The 20193-nt window shown below is 37.5% G+C and carries 2 protein-coding genes; both read right to left on the reverse strand.

The genetic code is table 11. The features are described from left to right. Window positions 1–9: 9 nt before the first annotated feature. Window positions 10–10947: a non-ribosomal peptide synthetase gene (locus FJR09_RS10635; protein WP_168654075.1), complete on the reverse strand. Its 10938-nt coding sequence runs from the start codon at window positions 10945–10947 to the stop codon at window positions 10–12. A gap of 42 nt (window positions 10948–10989) precedes the next feature. Further along, on the reverse strand, window positions 10990–20151 hold the full coding sequence (locus tag FJR09_RS10640; protein WP_168653846.1) for a non-ribosomal peptide synthetase: 9162 nt from the start codon (window positions 20149–20151) through the stop codon (window positions 10990–10992). Window positions 20152–20193 lie beyond the last annotated feature (42 nt).

A 20193-nucleotide genomic window follows, 5' to 3' on the forward strand; every position in this document is an offset into this window, starting at 1 on the left:
TTTCTTGGGTTAATTTTGTTGCTGCTTGGCTTGTAATAATTGGGCTTTTTCTTCTGGTGTCATGCGTTTAAGACGTAAAAAGGCTTTAGCAATTTTTTCTGTATTTCCTGATTTGGTTTCTCTTTCTACCAGAAGTGGCGCTATTTCTTCAATAGTTACAGTAGAAAATAGTTCTCTTAATGCCAAATCAACGGCAAATACTTTTTTAATCCGTCCATGAAATTGCCCAGCTAACAGCGAATGTCCCCCCAAATGGAAGAAGTTATCTTTTACCCCCACTTTTTCAACTTTGAGTAATTCTTGCCACATTTCTACTAATGCTTCTTCAATGGGATTTCTGGGTGCTAAATAATCTACTTGTGCATCTGCTTGAGTAGGTATGGGTAAAGCACGGCGATTTACCTTATTATTAGCGGTAAGAGGCATAGTATCTAAAAAGACCCAAGCCGAAGGTATCATATAATCGGGCAGTTTTGTCGAGAGATATAAGCGCAGGGTTTCTATTGTTGGTGTTTCCTCAATGGCTACGCCACGCAAGTTATCAGATTTAGCCACTAAATAAGCCACAAGCTTTTGATCTGTAAAAGTCTCACCAATTGCTTGGACAATGGCTTGAGTAATGGCTGGATGACTTTCTAGAACAGTTTCAATTTCTCCCAACTCAATGCGATAACCACGGATTTTTACTTGATAATCGAGTCTTCCTAAAAATTCAATTTCTCCATTTGGTAGCCACCGTGCTAAATCTCCAGTGCGATACAAACGCTCTCCGGGTTGTTGTGAAAATAGGTTAGGTATAAATGTTGTTGATGTCAGTCTTGGATTGCCACGATAACCTCGCGCTAGTCCCATGCCGCCAATGTACAATTCACCAGCAATTCCTACTGGTAGTGGATTTAAACCCCTGTCCAAAATATACAAAGATGTGTTAGTAATTCCCTGACCAATAGAAAGGGCATCTTCTGGTTGCTCTACCTTTTTCATGGCTGACCAAATAGTAGTTTCTGTAGGTCCGTAAACGTTCCACAGATTTACCTTTGATTCTAAGAGAGAAGCCGCTAATTCTCCTGGCATTGCTTCCCCACCACAGAGGGCGCAAAAGTCATTTTGTGGTTGCCAACCTGCGGTTAATAGTAATCTCCAAGTTGTGGGAGTGGCTTGCATAATTGTTGCTTGAGATTGTTGCAACAATTGAGCTAATTTAAATCCATCCTGGGTTGTTTCTCTGTCAGCTAGAACTAATTTTGCACCACTAATTAAGGGTAAAAATAATTCTAAACCGGCAATATCAAAGGAAATTGTTGTTACCGCAACTTGGGTATCAGCCGCAGTTAATTGTAGTTTGGCTTGGAAACTGAGGAGGAAATTCACTAAAGATTGATGTTGAATTTGTACTCCTTTGGGTCTGCCAGTCGAACCAGAAGTGTAAATTGTGTATGCTAAATTTAAGGGTGTTTGCGGTGGAGAAATGACTGTTGGATCTTGTGGTATTGCTTCTAGTAAGAGGATTTGGGCTGATGATGTGGGTATGTGGGGGGCAATTTGAGATTCTGTGAGGATTACCCCAGCCTGACTATCAGCAAGTATCCATTGTAAGCGATCGCTTGGGAAGGCTGGATCTAGTGGTAAATAAGCTGCACCAGTTTTGATAATTCCTAACAATGCCATGACTAAACCTGCATGGCGTTCTAAACATACAGCTACTAATGTTTCTTGTTTGACTCCTAACTGGATTAATGCTTGGGCAATTTGATCAGATTTTTGATCTAATTCACGATATGTTAACCATTTTTTACCTTGAAGAATAGCAGGGGAGTCGGGATTTTGTGAGACTTGTTGGCTAAATAAATCTAGGATGGTACTAATTGGTAATGGATGATGGGTAATTGGTTGGTCAGGGGAAGTTCGCAGACCAATTTCACCAATATATTGTGGTGATTTGGTGGCAAAGGTGGTTAAAATATGGGTTAGTTGCTGTAATAATTGCTCCCGTTCTTTTACCGTCCCTATATTTTTTTGGAAGGCAATTTTTAGGGTTAGATCTTCTCCTGGTAAAGCGTAGAGACTGACAGGATAATGATTTTTTTCTAAAGACTCTACACCATTGATTACCAAGTCACCGGGATGGTTACGTAAATTTTCGCCTACGGGGTAATTTTCATAAACCACAATAGACTCAAATAAAGACTCCCCTCTGTTGACATCACTCCAACCTTGAATATCTACCAAACGATTGTAGGAATATTCATTGATGGATAAAATGCGATCGCCTACTTCTTTTAACCATTTTTGCACAGGTGTGGCTGCATCAAATTTTAACCGCAAAGGTAGGGTATTAATAAACAAACCCACCATCTCACTAAAACCTGACAATTCTGTTGTCCTTCCTGAAACCGTCATCCCAAAAACAACTTCATCAGCACCACTATATTTACTCAACAAAATTCCCCAAGCGGCTTGCACTAAAGTATTGACTGTAATTTGATTTTTATTGGCGTAGGTTTTCAGTTGTGTGTAAATTTCCGGCGCAATAGTAGCTTCTAAAATTTGGTAATCAGTAGATTTTTGATTTATTAATCCTAAGCTAGTTGCAGACTGTAAACCTGCTAATTCTTGCCGCCAAAATGCTTCTGCTGTGTGAGTTTCTTTTTGATTTAACCAGACAATAAAATCTCGATAATTTGGTGTTGGTGATAAATGCAAAACTTGATGACTTTGTTGTGCTTGATAAAAAGCAATGACATCGCCAAAAACTAGAGGTAAAGACCAACCATCTAACAATATATGATGATGAGTCCAACAGAATCGCCATTTTTGGGATTCGGTTCTTACTAACGTTAACCGCATTAAAGGTGCTGTTTCTGTGGATAAGTTTTGTTGACGGTCATTTGTTAATAAATCTGTCCACATTGACTCTAATTCATTAACGCCTAAATTCTGCCAATCTTCGACGATAAAAGGCAAATTTACACTACTATGCACTCTAGCTACAGGATGAGGAAGCGATCGCCAAATAAAGGAAGTACGCAAGCTAGAATGACGATTAATGCAGCTTTCCCAAGCAGTTTTAAATATTTCTACATCCAAATTTCCTTCAATATTACCTGTTACTTGTTGCAGGTAAATATCCTTATCAGTTTCATAGTTAGTATGGAAAAGAATACCTTCTTGCACTGGTGCTAGAGGATAAATATCTTCTAAATCAGTAGTTCCCTCGACAGCTATATTTAATTGTTCCTGAGTTAAATTAACCAAGGGAAAATCTCTAGGTTGCCAACTTTCAGCTTGATAATCACTAGCTGTTAATAAATCTCTTAAACATCTTTGATAACTATTTACTAGATTGTGAATAGTTACTTCTTGATGTAAGGCTTTACTAAAACCAAATCGCATTTGCAATTTACCGTTAGCAATTAAACCAGTTATTTCTAATTGAAAAGCACGTTGATTTTCTGGATGTCGAGAAATTCCTGTATCTTCAACAGCAGGTGTAAATGGTGCATCTGGTGTAATTTGTTCGTCAAATTGTCCCAAATAGTTAAAAATAATCCCTTGGGGAATGGGCGATAAAATAGCAGCATATTCTGGTTTTTGACTGAGAATACCGTAAGAAAACCCATTATTGGGTAAGTTTCTGAGATGTTCTTTAGTTGTGGCTAAATTATCTAAAATATTGCCATTTGATTTTGCTAATTTGCAGGGGAATAGAGATGTAAACCAGCCAACAGCATCAGATATATCTAAAGTGGTTTCTCTACCATGACTTTCCAAAGCAATGACAATTTCTGATTTACCAATCCATTCGCTAACTGCTGCTAAAAGTGCTGTGAGGAGAACTTCTTGAATGCGTGCTTTGCGGGTACGAGGGATATCAAATAATAGTTTATCCGTTTCTTCTTTGGTGAAATTACACTCAATTTGCGTTGCCGAATTTTCTGTATTATTTGCTAGTTCTATGTCTCCTACGTCGCCATGCAAGCTATTAGGTAAATCCAGGGGTAATGTGAAATTATCTACAGTTTGGTGTTTCCAAAAGTCAACATCTTTTTCCCAATTAGCACTTTGAATGGTTTGTTGTAAATAATTACTCCATTGTGGAAAACTTACACTCTGCTTTTGCAAAGATTGAGGCATATTTTCCACAACTTTCGCTGCTAAATCTTGCAAAATCACACGCCAAGAAACACCATCAACTATGAGGTGATGAATAATCAATAATAGTTTATCGGCTGTGTTTGCTGCTGTTTGGAAATAGACAGCACGGAACAGAGTACCAGTTTCTAGATTAAGTTGGCTTTGAAACTTAGTGGCTATGGTTTGCAGTTGTGCAGATAATTCAGTTTCAGGAATATTTGTTAAATCAACAATATCCAAATTTACACCTTGAATATTAGGATCTAATTCTTGTATCCAACCTGTTTCACTTTGGCGGAATTTTAACCGGAAAGCTGGATGTTTGGTGACAAGTTGATTTACAGCTTTTTGGAATTTGGCAATATTGAATTGTGGTTTGATATCCAATAAAATAGCCTGATTCCAATGTTCTGGATAAGCTAAAGATTGTTGAAAAAACCAATTTTGAATGGGAGTTAAAGGAATTTCACCTTGTTCAATAGTTGGTAAGTTTGCAGGGCGATTATCAACTTTCCTGACATGATTAGCCAAATCACTGACCTGGGGATAGTTAAATAAATCTTGAGGTGTGAAATAAAAACCTAAATCCCTGGCTTTAGCAATAATTTGTAATCCAATAATTGAGTCTCCACCTAATTCAAAGAAGTTATCTGTCACCCCAATACGAGATACTTGTAATACCTGTTCCCACAGTTGAGTTAAAATCTTTTCTGTTTCATTTTCTGGGGCTATATATTCTTCCCTTGTTGTTTCTGCAATTTCTGGATCTGGTAAAGAATTAATGTCAATTTTGCCATTTGGTAATAATGGCCAATTTTCAATCTTCACCAAGAAAGCGGGAATCATATAATCGGGAAGAATCTGTGCTAATTCCAACCGCAAAACCTTTTGCCAATTTGTGATTGTTTCTTGTAGTTGCAAATAAGCAATCAGCCGATTTGGTTTTCCTGGAGTAGTAATTGCTTTAACCACTGCACGATTCACCCAAGTTTGTTGTTCTAAAGCAGCGACAATTTCAGCAGTTTCAATGCGGAAACCCCGAATTTTTACCTGTTGATCTGCACGTCCTAGAAATTCTATTGTACCATCTGGTAAGTAACGAGCGCGATCGCCTGTGCGATACATTCTTTCACCTTCCACAAAAGGATCGGGTAAAAACCGTTCCCCAGTCATTCCTGGTGCATTCCAGTAACCACGCGCTAATTGATATCCAGATACAAATAACTCTCCTGGTGTCCCCACTGGTACAGGTTGCAGATGAGAATTAAGAACATATAACTTAGTATTGGTGACTGGTTCACCAATGGGAATAATATCAGCATTTTCATTTTCTCGACAATCATGAACAGCCACATCAATTGTCGTTTCTGCTGGTCCATAAAGATTGATTAAAGGAATAGCTAAATTGTCTTTAAAATCATGCCAAACCCGTTTTTTCAGTGCTTCTCCACCACTAAAAACTAATCGCAAACTAGAACATTGAGAAAATTTAGGTTCACCCAAGATGATTTCTAATAAACTGGGTACTAATTGCAGCAATGTGACATTTTCTTGTTGTATTGTTTTCACCAAATAAGCTGGATCTTGATGTCCTCCTGGTTTAGCCATAACCAGTTTTGCACCCACCATTAAAGGTGTCCAAAATTCCCACACGGAAGCATCAAAACTAAATGGTGTTTTTTGCAGAACTATATCATGATTATTAACTGTAAAATTCTCTAAAAACCAATTTTGGTGATAGGCTAATGCTTGGTGAGAAACAGCTACACCTTTTGGTCTACCAGTTGAACCAGAAGTAAAAATGATATAGGCAATATTGTCAGGAAAAACGGTAATTTCTAAGTTGTCAGTAAATTGGGTTTCTATTTCTTCTTTGTAGATATCCAGACAAATAGTTTCACCATAATTGACCTTTAATTCTGACCGAGTTAGTAATAAATTAACCTTGGCATCTTCCAACATAGATTGGATACGCGCAGCGGGATAATGGGGGTCTATGGGTACATAACAACCACCTGCTTTCAGGACACCTAGCATGGTACAAACCATATCTAAGGAACGTTCTAAACAAATACCCACAGGTTGTTCATGACTAATACCATGCTTTTGTAAAAACCGCGCCAGGCGATTAGCTTTTTGGTTTAATTGCTGATATGTCCAAACTTCTCCTTCACAAATAACAGCAATAGAATCAGGATTTACGGCTGCTTGTTGAGTGACAATTTCATGGACTGGAGTAATTTCTAATTGATCATTTTTATCATTCGTGAAAATTTCCTGTGGTGTGAGCAAATATTCTCTATTTTTTTGAGGATTTTTACTCAATAATTCTGCACTGGTTTGATAGTAATTAGCAATGTTATTGATTTGTGCTGCGGTCAGTTCCTGACTGTTGTAGGTAATATTTAAACTGATGTTAACAGCAGCCACCTCTTCATTCCAAGTAACTGCAAAAGGAATATTTGTTTCCTCAAAAGATGTTGATTCTAGTAATTCAACTTCTCGCCAATTTAGTAATCCTTTGTAAACATGAAAATGCACAAAATTCAAAGAAGTTTCAAATAAAGGTTGATTACCATTTAGCCGTTGCAGTTCTGCTAAAGGAAAACGACGATTTGGCATTAATGCTTGTTCAGCCCGCCATGTTTCTTTAATCAAATTTACCCAAGAACCACGAGGTAATTTTAACCGTAATGGTAAGGTATTTAAAAATAGTCCTAAAATGCGATCGCTATCTGTTTCATCTGGCCTACCGTTACTTACCAAACCTGTAACTATTTCTTCTTCTCCTGAAAAAACAGCCAGAATATGTAGATGTAACGCCAGCAATACAGTCCTTAAAGGTACACCCAATTGATGAGATACATCTTTTAAACCTTGAGAAATTGTGTCTGATAAAGTTAGATCAATTTTCCCCATGCTTGATTGTGATTCCGAGGAAACTGTTATCGGTAAACGAGGTATTTTAGTAAAAGAAATTTCCTTCAGTTGTTGTTGCCAAAATTCCCTTTTTTTCTGATCTTGTAAAGCCTGTTGTTCTAAAGCAATAAATCGAGAATATTCTAAATTAGTTTGAGGATGTAAAATCGGCACACCCTTACCCATTAAATTTAGATATAAACCTGTTAATTCTGCTAAAAAGTTAGCAAAACTCCAACCATCTATAATGGCATGATGGAAACTAAAAGTTGCTTCCATCACATTTTGATCCAGCAAATGAATATGAAAACGCATTAACGGCGCACTTTTATAATCAAACCGACTTACTCGTTCTTGATCAATAAAGGTTTTGATATAATTATCTTGTGCTGATGGCAATAAATTAGTTAAATCTGCAAAAATCACCTTTGCGGGTACATCTTTAACAATCACCTGAGTTGGTTGACTAAATTCAGCTAAATAAAATGCCGTTCTTAATACCCTATGTCTAGCAAACATTTGACCATAAGCTTGTTCCCAAACTTGCAAATCAAAAGGTATACGAATCCGAAAACTAAAAACATCATGGTAAGTTGTTGAACTCTGAGAATATTCACCATGAAATAACATTCCGGCTTGCAATTGTGCTAAAGGATAAGCATCAATGGCAATATTTTCTAAATTTTCTCTATCTGCATCGGTAATTAAAGCAAACGGTTCTTGATGCCAAACTTGAGTTTCTACTGTTGCTGCTGTCTCCAAAAATTCCGCTAATTCCAATAAAACAGGATGGGAAAATATTTGCTCAATTTTTAAGTTTAATCCAGCGGCTTGTGCTAGAGAACAAACCCGAATACTGCGGATAGAATCGCCACCTAAAACGAAATAATTATCAAATCTGCCAACTCGATTTATACCTAAAACCTGTTGCCAAATTTCCGCTATTTTTTGCTCAATTTCTGTGGCTGGTGGGACAAATTCAATCCCTATATTTTCTCGATTAATTTCTGGTACAGGTAGGGATTTTCTATCTATTTTACCGTTGGCAGTGAGGGGAAATTTATCTAAATAAACTATCTGCGACGGGATCATATAGTCCGGTAAAAGCTGTTGCAGATGATTTCGCAGAGTTTCAATAGTTGGTTGTTGTTCAGAAGTACAAACCAGATAGGCAATTAACCGTTTTTGATTTGTTTCTGCATCAGTCGCAACTACAACAATATTTTCTTGCACAGCAGGAAACTGAGAAAAAGCAGTTTCAATTTCGCCAATTTCAATGCGGAAACCGCGTATTTTAACTTGGTTATCTATCCTTCCTAAATATTCCAAATCGCCATTAGGCAGAAAACGACCCAAATCACCTGTACGATACAAGCATGAACTTGAAGAAAAATGATCTTTAACAAACCTTTCTGCTGTCAATTCTGGGCGGTTTAAATAGCCACGAGCAACTCCCGCACCACCCACATACATTTCCCCAATTACTCCTGTTGGGAGACGATTTCCATCAGAATCAAGAATATAAAGATGTAAATCGGGAATTGGTTGACCAATTAAACTACCAGATGAATTATCTACATCTTGTTTGCTAATTGGTCTATAGGTAACATGAACTGTGGTTTCTGTAATTCCATACATATTCACCAAGCGCGTCTGATTTTCCCCATAATGTTCAAACCAAGGACGCAGACTTGCAAGATTCAAAGCTTCACCACCAAAAATGATGTAACGTAAACTTGATAAATTAACAGTAACATCTTTACAAGCTAATAATTGAGCAAAGGCCGAAGGAGTTTGATTAAGAACAGTAACTTGCTCATTTTGTAGTAGTTGTAAAAATCTTTGAGGGTCACGACTCACACAATGAGGAACAATGACTAATTTTCCACCATAAAATAAAGCTCCCCAAATTTCCCACACAGAAAAGTCGAAAGCAAAGGAATGGAAGAATGTCCACACATCTTGCTCGTTAAATTTAAACCAATGTTCTGTACTCTTAAACAATCGAGTTAGATTATGTTGAGTGACTAATACACCTTTAGGTTTTCCTGTTGAACCAGATGTATAAATAATATAAGCTCCTGAATCTGGCTCAATATTATCTATAATTAAAGCCTCTGTGCTTACATTCAAATAAGGTGCATTTTCTGCATCTAAACAAATTTTGATGGTCGAGTCTGGAAGTTTTTCAGTAATATTAGTTGTGGTGAGAATTAATTCTGCTTCACAGTCAGTAATAGTAAATTCAATTCTATCATCAGGATATGCCGGATCAACGGGAACATAAACTCCCCCTGCTTTGACTACAGCCAACATGGCTATAATCATTTCTGGGGAACGTTCTAAACAAATTACTACTCGTTTTTCTGCACTAATTCCTAATGATTGTAAATATCGAGCTATGCGGTTAGACTGACGGTCTAATTCTTGATATGTGAGGCTTTCATTGTCATAAGTTAGGGCAATGCGTTCTGGATATTTCTTAACAGTTTCTGTGAAGATTTCAGCAATGGTAATTGGTAACTGTTCTTTCTTTTCTGTTTTCTGTTCTCTTTCTTCATAGCCAAGCAGTGATAAAGAGTGCAAAAGTGCTTGAGAATTATTGGCCATGTTTAACAACAAATTGCTAAATTGTTCTAGCAATAATTCCATAGTTACTGCATCAAAACGAGCCGCATTGTAGCTTAACTTCAGAGAAATTATCTCCCCAGGAACGACTACTAAAGTTAAGGGATAATGGGTACTTTCAGAGAAGGATGACTCTGGTACATTTAAACCAAAATCTTCAGTTTTTAAGGAGTTGTCAAAGGGGAAATTTTCAAAAGCTAACAAACTTTCAAACATTTGTTGTCCACGGGGGACACGACTCCAGCTTTGAATGTCTGATAAACTAGTATGTTCAAATTGACGCATTAAAGATGCTCTAGCTTGCAGTTTTTGTAACCAAGATTCCAGAGTTTCTTCTCCAGATATCAAGACACGAAATGGTAAGGTATTAATAAAGGGTCCAATCATCCCTTCTACCCCTGGCAATTCTGGAGGTCTTCCTGCAACTGTAATGCCATAAACAATATCTGTAGTCCGACTATAGCGGTTAAGTAATATTGCCCAAGCCCCTTGAATTACAGTGTTGAGAGTGACGCTACAATTACGGGCTAATTTTTGTAAAAATGCGGTATTTTCTGGTGATAATAGTTGGTTAATTTCTCCACCTTTAAAGGTGTCGCTGACTTTGGTTTTAGAAGTCATTAATAATGGGGTAGCACTTTCAAAGTCGCCCATATATTCACGCCAAAAAAATTCACCATCTTGGGGATTTTTCTGTTTTAACCAAGCAATAAAATCACCATAGGGGCGGACATTAGGTAGGGAAATATTTATATTTTCTCTGGCTGCTTTATGCAGCATTAAAAATTCTCGCAGTAGAATTGGCCAAGACCAACCATCTAAAATTAAGTGGTGATGACTCCAGATTAAATGCCAACGATCTTCTTCTAACCGAATTAAGCTGACTCGCATTAAGGGGGGACGATTGAGAACGAAACCCTGTCGTTTATCTGATTCTAAAAATTCTTCAAGGCGGATTTTTTGGGCTATGCTACTTAATCCTCGCCAATCTTCTTCTGTGATATTAAATACGAGATTGCGAAATACGATTTGTACGGGTTCTGTTTGTCCTTTGGTAACAATAGCAGTCCGCAAAATGGGGTGACGATCTACTAAAGTTTGCCAAGCTTGACGTACTGCGACTATAGATACATCTCCCTGTAATTGACAATGTAATTGTTCAAAATAAACCCCTGATTCTGGTTCATAGAGGGAATGAAATAATAGTCCTTTTTGTAAGGGAGTAAGAGGAAAAATATCTTGGATTTTATCTTTGAGACTTGTCATAATTAACCTTGTGTTTTATTAAAAGCAGAACATGAAAAAGAGTTATTCTAAATCTTCTAAAATCGAATCTAGTTCGTTTTCAGATAAATCAACTAGGTTGAAATCAGTAGCACTATAAAATGATGAATTACTAGATGTTGAATCTGTGAGGTATAAACGCAGGTTCTCCACATATTTTTCTCCTAGATGATTGATGGTTTGTTTTTGATGTATATTTTGACTGTAAGACCATTCTATTTGCAGAAAATCGTTTTGAATACGTGCATTAATTGCTAACAGGTGAGGACGTTCTTGTTTAGCAAATAGCCCCGTTCCTGTAGGCACATGACTAAGATTAAATAGGTGATTACCTGGGTATTTGTTGTCAATTTGCCCCAAATAGTTGAAACTGATAGCAGATTGATTAGCATAATTAAGGTTTTCCTGTAAGGTTTTATTTTGACTGACATATCGTAGTAATCCAAAACTGATGCCATGATGGGGAATATTTCTAATTTGAGTTTTAATTGCTTTGATTAATGTATCTTGATGGGTATTGGTTTCTGGTTGCTGTAGTAAAATTGGATAGAGGGAGGTAAACCAACCTACTGTTCTAGAAATATCTAATTGATCAATTAGTTCTTCTCTACCATGGCCTTCTAAATCAATGAGCCAATTGTCAGCTTGATAAGTTTCCCAGAGAGTTTTAAATAATGCCGCCAACATGATTTCTTGGATATTGGCATGATAGGTTATAGTTGCTTGTTTGAGGAGAATATTTGTCTCTTCTGGGGTTAATTGGTAAGATATTATGGCTGTACTGTCTACTGTATTTTTACCGTTGATAACTGGATAATCAACGGGTAAGGTAGCGACAGGATTTGAGAGAATGTTCTGCCAAAAGGGGATATCTTTAATGATCGCATCAGAATCTGCTAAAGTTCGCAAAGATGCAGTCCATTCTCGATAGGAGGATGTTTTTGATGGTAAGGAAATGGGTTGATCATCTATAGTTCGTTGATAGGCTTGGTTTAAGTCTGTGAGTAAAATTCGCCAGGATACGCCATCTATAATTAAATGATGAGCAAAGAGAAATAAAACGTTACCATACTCGCTGAGATTGGTAGCATATAACAACCGCAGTAATGGCGGATTATCTAATTGAAAACTTGCGTGTTCTGCTTCGACAATTGCGGTTAAAGCCTCTTGTTGGGTTTGGGGTGAATGGTCGCTAAAGTCTGCAATTTGCAAAGGTGGGCTTTTCGCAGTACCAGTATAAAATTGTTGCCATTGTCCTTGATTTTGGGAGAATCCCAAGCGGAAAACGTCGTGATGGGCAACTAAGGCGTTTAAGGACACAATCAAGGCATCTATATTTAAAGGTTCACTGCTATTCAGGGCTATTGCTTGATTCCAGTGGTGGAGATGAGTCCAATTTTTGCTCAAAAACCAATACTGAATGGGGGAAAGGTCAACAACAGCAGTTAACGGCTCAATAATTTCTATTTTCCGCGCTAATGGTTTAGCTATTGCAGCAAGTCGTGATAAAGTTTGAGCTTCAAAGATGTCTTTGGGGTTAATTTCCCAACCAGCAGCACGAACGCGAGAAACTATTTGCAAACTGATAATCGAATCTCCTCCTAATTCAAAGAAATTATCATCAGGATTGACGGTTTCCAGTCCTAAGACTTCTGCCCAGATTTGCGCGAATATCTCCTCTGTAGGCGTTTTAGCTATGGTTGGTGTAGTTGATATTTCCGGTGCGGGTAAGACTCGACGATCTATTTTCCCGTTAGGTGTGAGTGGCCAAGCTGAAACTAACACTACTGCACTAGGTAACATATATGCAGGTAAAGTTTCTGCTAAATAATCCTTTAATTCTTGACTAGTTGGTGGGTTGTCTTGCGGTGCTAGGGCGTAAGCAACTATGCGTTTACGTCCGGGTAAATCTTGGCGCAATAAAACTACCGCACTATCTACGGTTTTATGCTTAGTTAGGGCGGCTTCAATTTCACCTAGTTCTATGCGGTATCCGTTAAGTTTAACTTGGGCATCCTGACGACCCATGAAGCGGATATTACCTTGTAGATCATATACACCGCGATCGCCTGTTTTGTAAAGTCTTGCCCCTGGTGTTTTACTAAAAGGATGGGGTATAAATGCGGTTGCTGTTAAATCGGGACGGTGTAAATAACCCCGTGCTAAACTGATACCTCCAATATATATTTCCCCAGTGACATCAGGGGACACTGGTTCTAAAAATGAGTCAAGAAGGTAAATTTCGACGTTAGCGATCGCTCTGCCAATACTCGGTTCTCTCAACAAATTGCTACAATTCATCAAGCTGGCGCAAACTGTAGCTTCCGTTGGTCCGTAAGCATTGAAACAGGTGCGGCTCTCTCCACTCCAACGCCGCAATAAATCCCCAGAAACCGTTTCCCCTGCCACAATCAAAGTCTGCAATTTGGGTAAATTTGCTGGTTCAATAGCAGCTACTAAGGAAGGAGGGAGGGTAACATGAGTTATTTGCCATGCAGTTAATGTCTCCCATAGAGCAGCATTAGGAGAGCGATTTGCTTGTTCTTGCAGATATAAAGTTGCACCGCTACCCAAAGCCATAAATATCTCGGAAACTGCCGCATCGAAATTCAAAGAAGCAAATTGATAAACGCGACTTTTGGCTGTGACACCGAAACTTGCAGTTTGATTGCGTACCAGATTCTCTATCCCTGCGTGAGAAACCAAAACACCCTTGGGTTTACCTGTAGAACCGGATGTATAGATCACATAAGCCAGATTTTCTGGTCTAACTTTTAAGCAAGGACGAGGAATATTTGCCGTTAAATCTAATTCAGAAATAGCAATAACTTTGACATCATCTGGAAATAATCCTGGTGCAGAAACTGTTTTTGTTAAAATCAAACGAGTTTGACTATCTTCTACAATAAATTGCCGTCGTGTTTCTGGATAACTGCGATCTAAAGGTAAAAAGGCTGCACCTATTTTTAACACAGCCAGGAGAGAAATCACATATTCAATAGAAGGATCAAAATATAAGCCAATTATGGACTCAAATCCAAACCCTGTGGCGATGAGTTTAGCTGCCAAATTATTGGCATATTTATCCAAATCACTATAAATAATTTCACTATCACCACAGACCAATGCCACGCTATCAGGCTTTAAATCAGCGCGTTCTTCAAATAATTGATGAGCAGGACGAAAATCCCCCCAGGTAATAGTATTAACTGCAATGTTACTGATAATTTGCGATCGCTCTGGTTTTGATAACGCCGGGATTGTTCCTAATGCCACATTCGGCTGTTCTGCCATATTCATCATGATATTCCGCAGGCGCAACAGCATGATTCTAGCCGCTGAAGGCGATAAAAATCTAGTTTGATAATTTAGTTTTAATAATAATCCCTGATCAGGAATTACACCCACCGTTAAAGGATAATTTGTTCTTTCATAAAACTGGATTTCATCAACTCTAAAATCTTGCCCTTGTTCCTTTAAACTTTGGTCAACAGGGTAATTTTCAAATACTAAAATACTCTCAAATAAAGACTCTCCTGACCCTATTTGAATCTCTTTTTGAATATCTGTTAATTTACTATATTCATATTCTCTCATTTCAACATGATGCTGTTGAATATTTTGCAACCAAGCAGCAACAGATAAACTAGGATTAATTTGGACTCGCATTGGCAAAGTATTGATAAATAACCCCACCATACTTTCTATTTCTGGTAATTCCGGTGGCCTACCAGAAACAGTAACACCAAATAATACATCTTCCCCTGCGCCATGCTTTTGTAAACAAATTCCCCAAGCACCTTGAGCTACAGTATTCAATGTTAATCGCTGGTTTTGTGCCATCTTTTGCAATACTGCAAATTCATCTTGACTCAGACGTAATTCTACTTCTTGATATGCAGGTAAATTAACATCAAATTCTGATTCTGGTATCTGCCAAGACAGACGAGTAGATGTAGAAACATCAGCTAAATTTTCCTGCCAAAATTGTTTTGCTTCCTGCAAATTCCGAGTTGCTAACCACTGAATATAATGGCGATAAGGAGGAACCGGTGGCAAAGAATGGGGAACTCTTTGACAGGTTGATTGATAAATAGTCAGAACTTCTTTGAAAATAACTGGTAATGACCAACCATCAAGGGTAATATGGTGATGACTCCACACCCATTGCCAGGTAAAATTATCTAAGCGCATGACGCTAAACCGCATCAAAGAATATTGGTCTAAAATAAATCCTTGTTGCCGTTCTGCGATGAGATATTCCTGAAGTTTATCTTCTTGCTGAGTAGAAGATAAATCACGCCAATCTTTTTGGACAATGGAAAAATCAACAGATTTACTCACAATTTGTAGAGGGGTATCTTGGTTATCCCAAACAAAAGCACTCCGCAAAATAGGATGTCTATCTACAACAGCTTGCCAAGCAAAATTAAAGTTGTCAACATCTAATTTGCCAATAATTTTACCAGTAACTTGTTCAAAGTAAATAGCATCTTCTGAATTATATATTGTGTGAAATAACATCCCTTCTTGCAAAGGAGATAGGGGATAAATATCTTCTAACTGAGAATATTTTTCCTGGAGCTTATTTACAGAAGATTGAGAAATTTTAACTAGGGGAAAATCTGATGGTGTATAGCTACCTACACCTACTTCTTTGCAATGGTTGATAATTTCTAGAAGATTTTTGTGAAATTCATCCGCCCATTTAGTAATTGTTTCTTCTTGATGTAACTTAGAACTATATAACCAATCAACCCGCAACTCTCCCTCAACAACAATGGCGTTAATATCAATAAGATGGGGACGCAAGCCTTCAGGATTTCGAGTTTGTTCTATTTCTGAATTCAATAAGCGGAGTAATTTTTTATTTTTACCACTTTCACTGCGTACTTGACCAAGATAATTAAAACTAATTTCTGGTGATTGATAATTGGTAAATTTCGGCTTTTCTCCCTTCTCCCTATTCTCTGTTCCCTGTTCCCTGTTCCCTGTTCCCTCTTCAAGATATCTTAAAAGTCCATAACCAAACCCGCGTTTGGGAACAGCACGCAATTTTTCTTTGACGGTTTTAATGATTTCTGATTCTAAATTAATATCCGGCAATTCTAAACTGAGAGGATAAAGAGTGGTGAACCAACCCAGGGTGCGCGTGATATCTAAATCTGAAGATAATTCCTCTCTACCATGCCCTTCCATCATAATTTGGAGATTTGATTTTTGGGTGATATTTCCCAAAGTTTTCGTTAAAGCTGCCAGTAATAATTCTTGGGGTTGGGTGCGGTAAGCTTTATTAGCTTTTGTTAAAAATATCTGAGTTTGTGCTGTGGTTAATTTACAAGCAACTGTTTTCACAGAAGACTCTGAGTTATTTATTAAGCTTTGGGGAAAATCTAGGGGAATTTTTGCTGCTTCTTTTTGAATAGTATTGAGCCAAAATTGTGTTTCTGCTTGAATATCTATAGAGTTCCTATAGGTTTGCAGAAAGTGACTCCATTGTTGGAAAGATGAGGTAGATGGTGAAAGTTGACTACCACTGATTGCTTCCACCAAATCTTGCAGTAAAATCCGCCAAGAAACACCATCAACAACCAAGTGATGAATGACTATTAAAAGTTGAGATGGGCGATTTTCTCCTAAATCAAACCAAATTGACCGAGCCAGAGGTCCATTAGTTAAATTTAGCGATCGCTGTACTCTCTCTCCAACTTCCCTCATCATAGTATTTTGTTCTAACTCTGTTTTCAGAGCTAAATCAACAATTTCCCAAGTTAAATTCTCCTCTTGGGTAGCTTTGTTTTCTACATAAAACTGTCGCCAAACTCCTTGTTTCTGTTCAAAGCGTAATCGTAAAGTATCGTGATACTCGGAAATTAATTGAATTGCGGATGCAACTGTTGAAGCTTCTAAAGATTGATGAACTTCTAAAACTAAAGCTTGATTCCAATGGTGAGGATTGGGAATGTTCAGATCAAAAAACCATTTTTGGATAGGAGTCAAAGGAACTTCTCCGGCAACTATAGCAGTAGTTTCCACTGGCAAATTCTGCTTTTGTACTATAGTAGATAGGCGTTTTACAGTTTGTTCTTGAAAAATTTCCTTGGGTGTTAATATCCAACCTTGACGACGCATTTCTGTAACGACTCGCAAGGCCAAAATAGAATCACCACCTAAATCAAAGAAGTTATCTTCAATTCCTATAGCATCTATACCTAACACTTGTTCCCAAACATGACAAATTACCTTTTCAGCATCGGTTTGTGGAGGTGTAAAACTGCGTCTAGCTGCCGCTTTATTCCAATCTGGTATAGGTAATGCTTGACGATTAATCTTACCTTGAGCAGTCAATGGCACCGCATCTACCACCATAAAAGCCGCCGGGATCATATAATCTGGTAAACTCTCTTTTAGATCCGTCCGTAACTTATTGTAGTCAATCTCACTATTCGAGACAATATAAGCTACTAAACGCTGATCATCTTCAGCTTCTGAGTAGACAATAACCACAGCTTCTAACACCTCTGGAAGTGCCGTTAAAGCTGCTTCAATTTCACCTAATTCAATGCGAAAACCGCGTACTTTTACCTGTAAATCGCAGCGTCCTAAATATTCAATATCACCATTTCTCAACCTTCTCGCCAAATCTCCTGTCCGATATAATCTCGCTCCCAATTGTTGACTAAAAGGATCAGGAATAAACCTTTCTGCTGTTAAAGCAGAACGATTAAGATAACCCCTAGATACGCCCATACCACCCACATAGATTTCTCCAGGAACACCATAAGGTGAAGGTTCAAAACCGGAATCTAATATATATAAAGATAAATCTGCAATCGGTACACCAATCACACTACCGCGATTTTCTAAAATATCCTCTTCTAGAATGGGACGGTAAGTAACGTGAACAGTAGTTTCTGTAATCCCATACATATTAATTAAACGCGGGTGACTATCACCATAACGTTTAATCCAAGGTTTGAGACTTTGTAATTCTAATGCTTCTCCGCCAAGAATAATTACTCGTAAACTATTTAATTTATCGGCAAATTCTTCATCAGCCCGGATTAACTGCCGAAAAGCAGAAGGAGTTTGATTGAGAATCGTCACACCTTCTTGTTGTAAAAGAGTGCGAAAAGCTGTGGGAGAACGACTTTCTAAATAAGGAACAATAACTAATTTACCACCATACAATAATGCTCCCCACATTTCCCACACTGAAAAATCAAAAGCGAAAGAATGAAACATTGTCCAAACATCTTTGCTATTAAACTCAAACCATGCTTGGGTATTTTCCATCAGTCTCACAACATTGTTATGACTGACTAAACAACCTTTTGGTTGTCCAGTCGAACCGCTAGTGTAGATGATGTAAGCCGTTTGATGAGAGAGAATTTGAGAAGTAAGAATTACATTCGGTGCAAACTCTATCTTATCAATCACCAAAATTTCCGCAATATTTACCGGAATTGTAGATAGTAAATTCTCTACTGTTAATAGTAAATTAATTCCACTATCTTGAGCAATAAAACCTAGCCTTTCTGGCGGATAATGAGGATCTAGGGGTACATAAGTTCCACCCGCTTTCAAAACTGCCAGTATAGAAATTATTAACTCTACACTACGTTCTTGAAAAATCCCTACTCGTGTTTCTCTAACCACTCCTTTTTGTTGTAAAGCAGCAGCTAAAATATTTGAGAGTTGGTCTAATTCTTGATAAGTTAATTTTTTTTCTGAGTCAACTACAGCTACGTTATCACTATAAATATTAGCTATATTAGCAAATAGTGCAACTAAATTTGTTGTCTCTGATTTTGTGTATTCTAATGCAGAACTTAATGCTAAAAGCTTTTGTCTTTCCCTAGTTCTTAATAGAGGTAAAGTGTTAATATCAACATCAGGATTATTAACAACAGCAATTAACAATTGTTGATAATGTGTGAGTATTTGTTGGGCAGTTTCCGTTGTAAATAAATCAGTATTATATTCTAGCGCTACTATCCATCCCTCAGCCGCAGGTTCTAACATCAGACTCAGATCAAATTTAGCACCACCATTGTCAAGATAGATAGGTGTAATTGTAATTTCTGGTAATTGAATTTCGCCATTTGGTGCATTTTGTAGAGCAAAAAGTGTCTGAAAAATTGGTGAACGACTAGGATCACGCTTAATTTTTAGTTTGTCAGTTATTAATTCTAAAGGAACATCTTGATTTGTGTAAACATCTAGGCAGGTTGATGATATTCGCTGTAATAATTGTCGAAATGAAGGTTGACCCGAAAGATCACTGCGTAGGGGTAAAGTATTAACAAAACAACCAATTAGATTTTCAATTTCGCTACGTCTACGATTGGCAAAAGGACTACCAACGACAATATCATCTTGACCAGAATAACGAAATAATAGAATTTGATAAACTGCTAAAGCCACCATGAAAAAGGTGACACCTTCAGTTTTAGCCAATGTTTCTAAAGAATTAGTAATAGATGCTGATAGCGGTTCACGTAACACTGCACCATCAAAAGTTTGTGATGCTGGACGGATTTTGTCTAGAGGTAAATCAAGAACTGGTAAGGGAGACGCTAAGGTTTGTTCCCAATATGCTAGTTGTTGTTGAACTGTCTGTGTTTGCAACCAAGTTTCTTGCCATTCGGCATAATCTCCATATTGAATCGGTAGTTCTGGCAAAGAAATATGTGAACCTTTAACCGCAGCACTATAAAATTGTGTCAGTTCTTGAATAAATATTCCTAATGACCAACCATCACTGATAATGTGATGGAGATTTATTAAAAGAATATGTTCCTGTGTTGATATTTGATATAAAATCACTCTCATCAATTGGTCTTTGACGAGATTGAAGGGTTGACGCGATTCTGTTTCTAAGATGATTTTGAGATGATCAGATTGCTTATCTGCAAGTGATTCTATAATTTTATATTCGAGATGAAACTCTCGTTCTGAATGAATTAATTGAACGGGTTCTGCATTTTCTATAGCAAAGGTTGTTCTGAGAATTTCATGGCGGTTCATGATTTCCCGAAAGCTATTTTCTAAAGCTATTCGATTAAGATTGCCCACTAACTTTAAGGCAATAGGAATATTATAAGCTATATTGCCAGGAGATAATATTTCCTGATACCATAATTGTCTTTGAGAAAGAGATAGAGGCAATACATAAACTTCCATAAATCAAACCACTTAAGTAATTTTCTGAACAACTGCGATCGC

It is taken from the genome of Dolichospermum sp. UHCC 0406 (assembly GCF_009712025.1).
Classification (GTDB): Bacteria; Cyanobacteriota; Cyanobacteriia; order Cyanobacteriales; family Nostocaceae; genus Dolichospermum; species Dolichospermum lemmermannii.

What these genes read in the sequence shown, in the direction of transcription:
- FJR09_RS10640 (WP_168653846.1), bottom strand. Translation starts at nt 20,151, where the DNA reads ATGGAAGTTTATGTATTGCCTCTATCTCTTTCTCAAAGACAATTATGG.
- FJR09_RS10635 (WP_168654075.1), bottom strand. Translation starts at nt 10,947, where the DNA reads ATGACAAGTCTCAAAGATAAAATCCAAGATATTTTTCCTCTTACTCCC.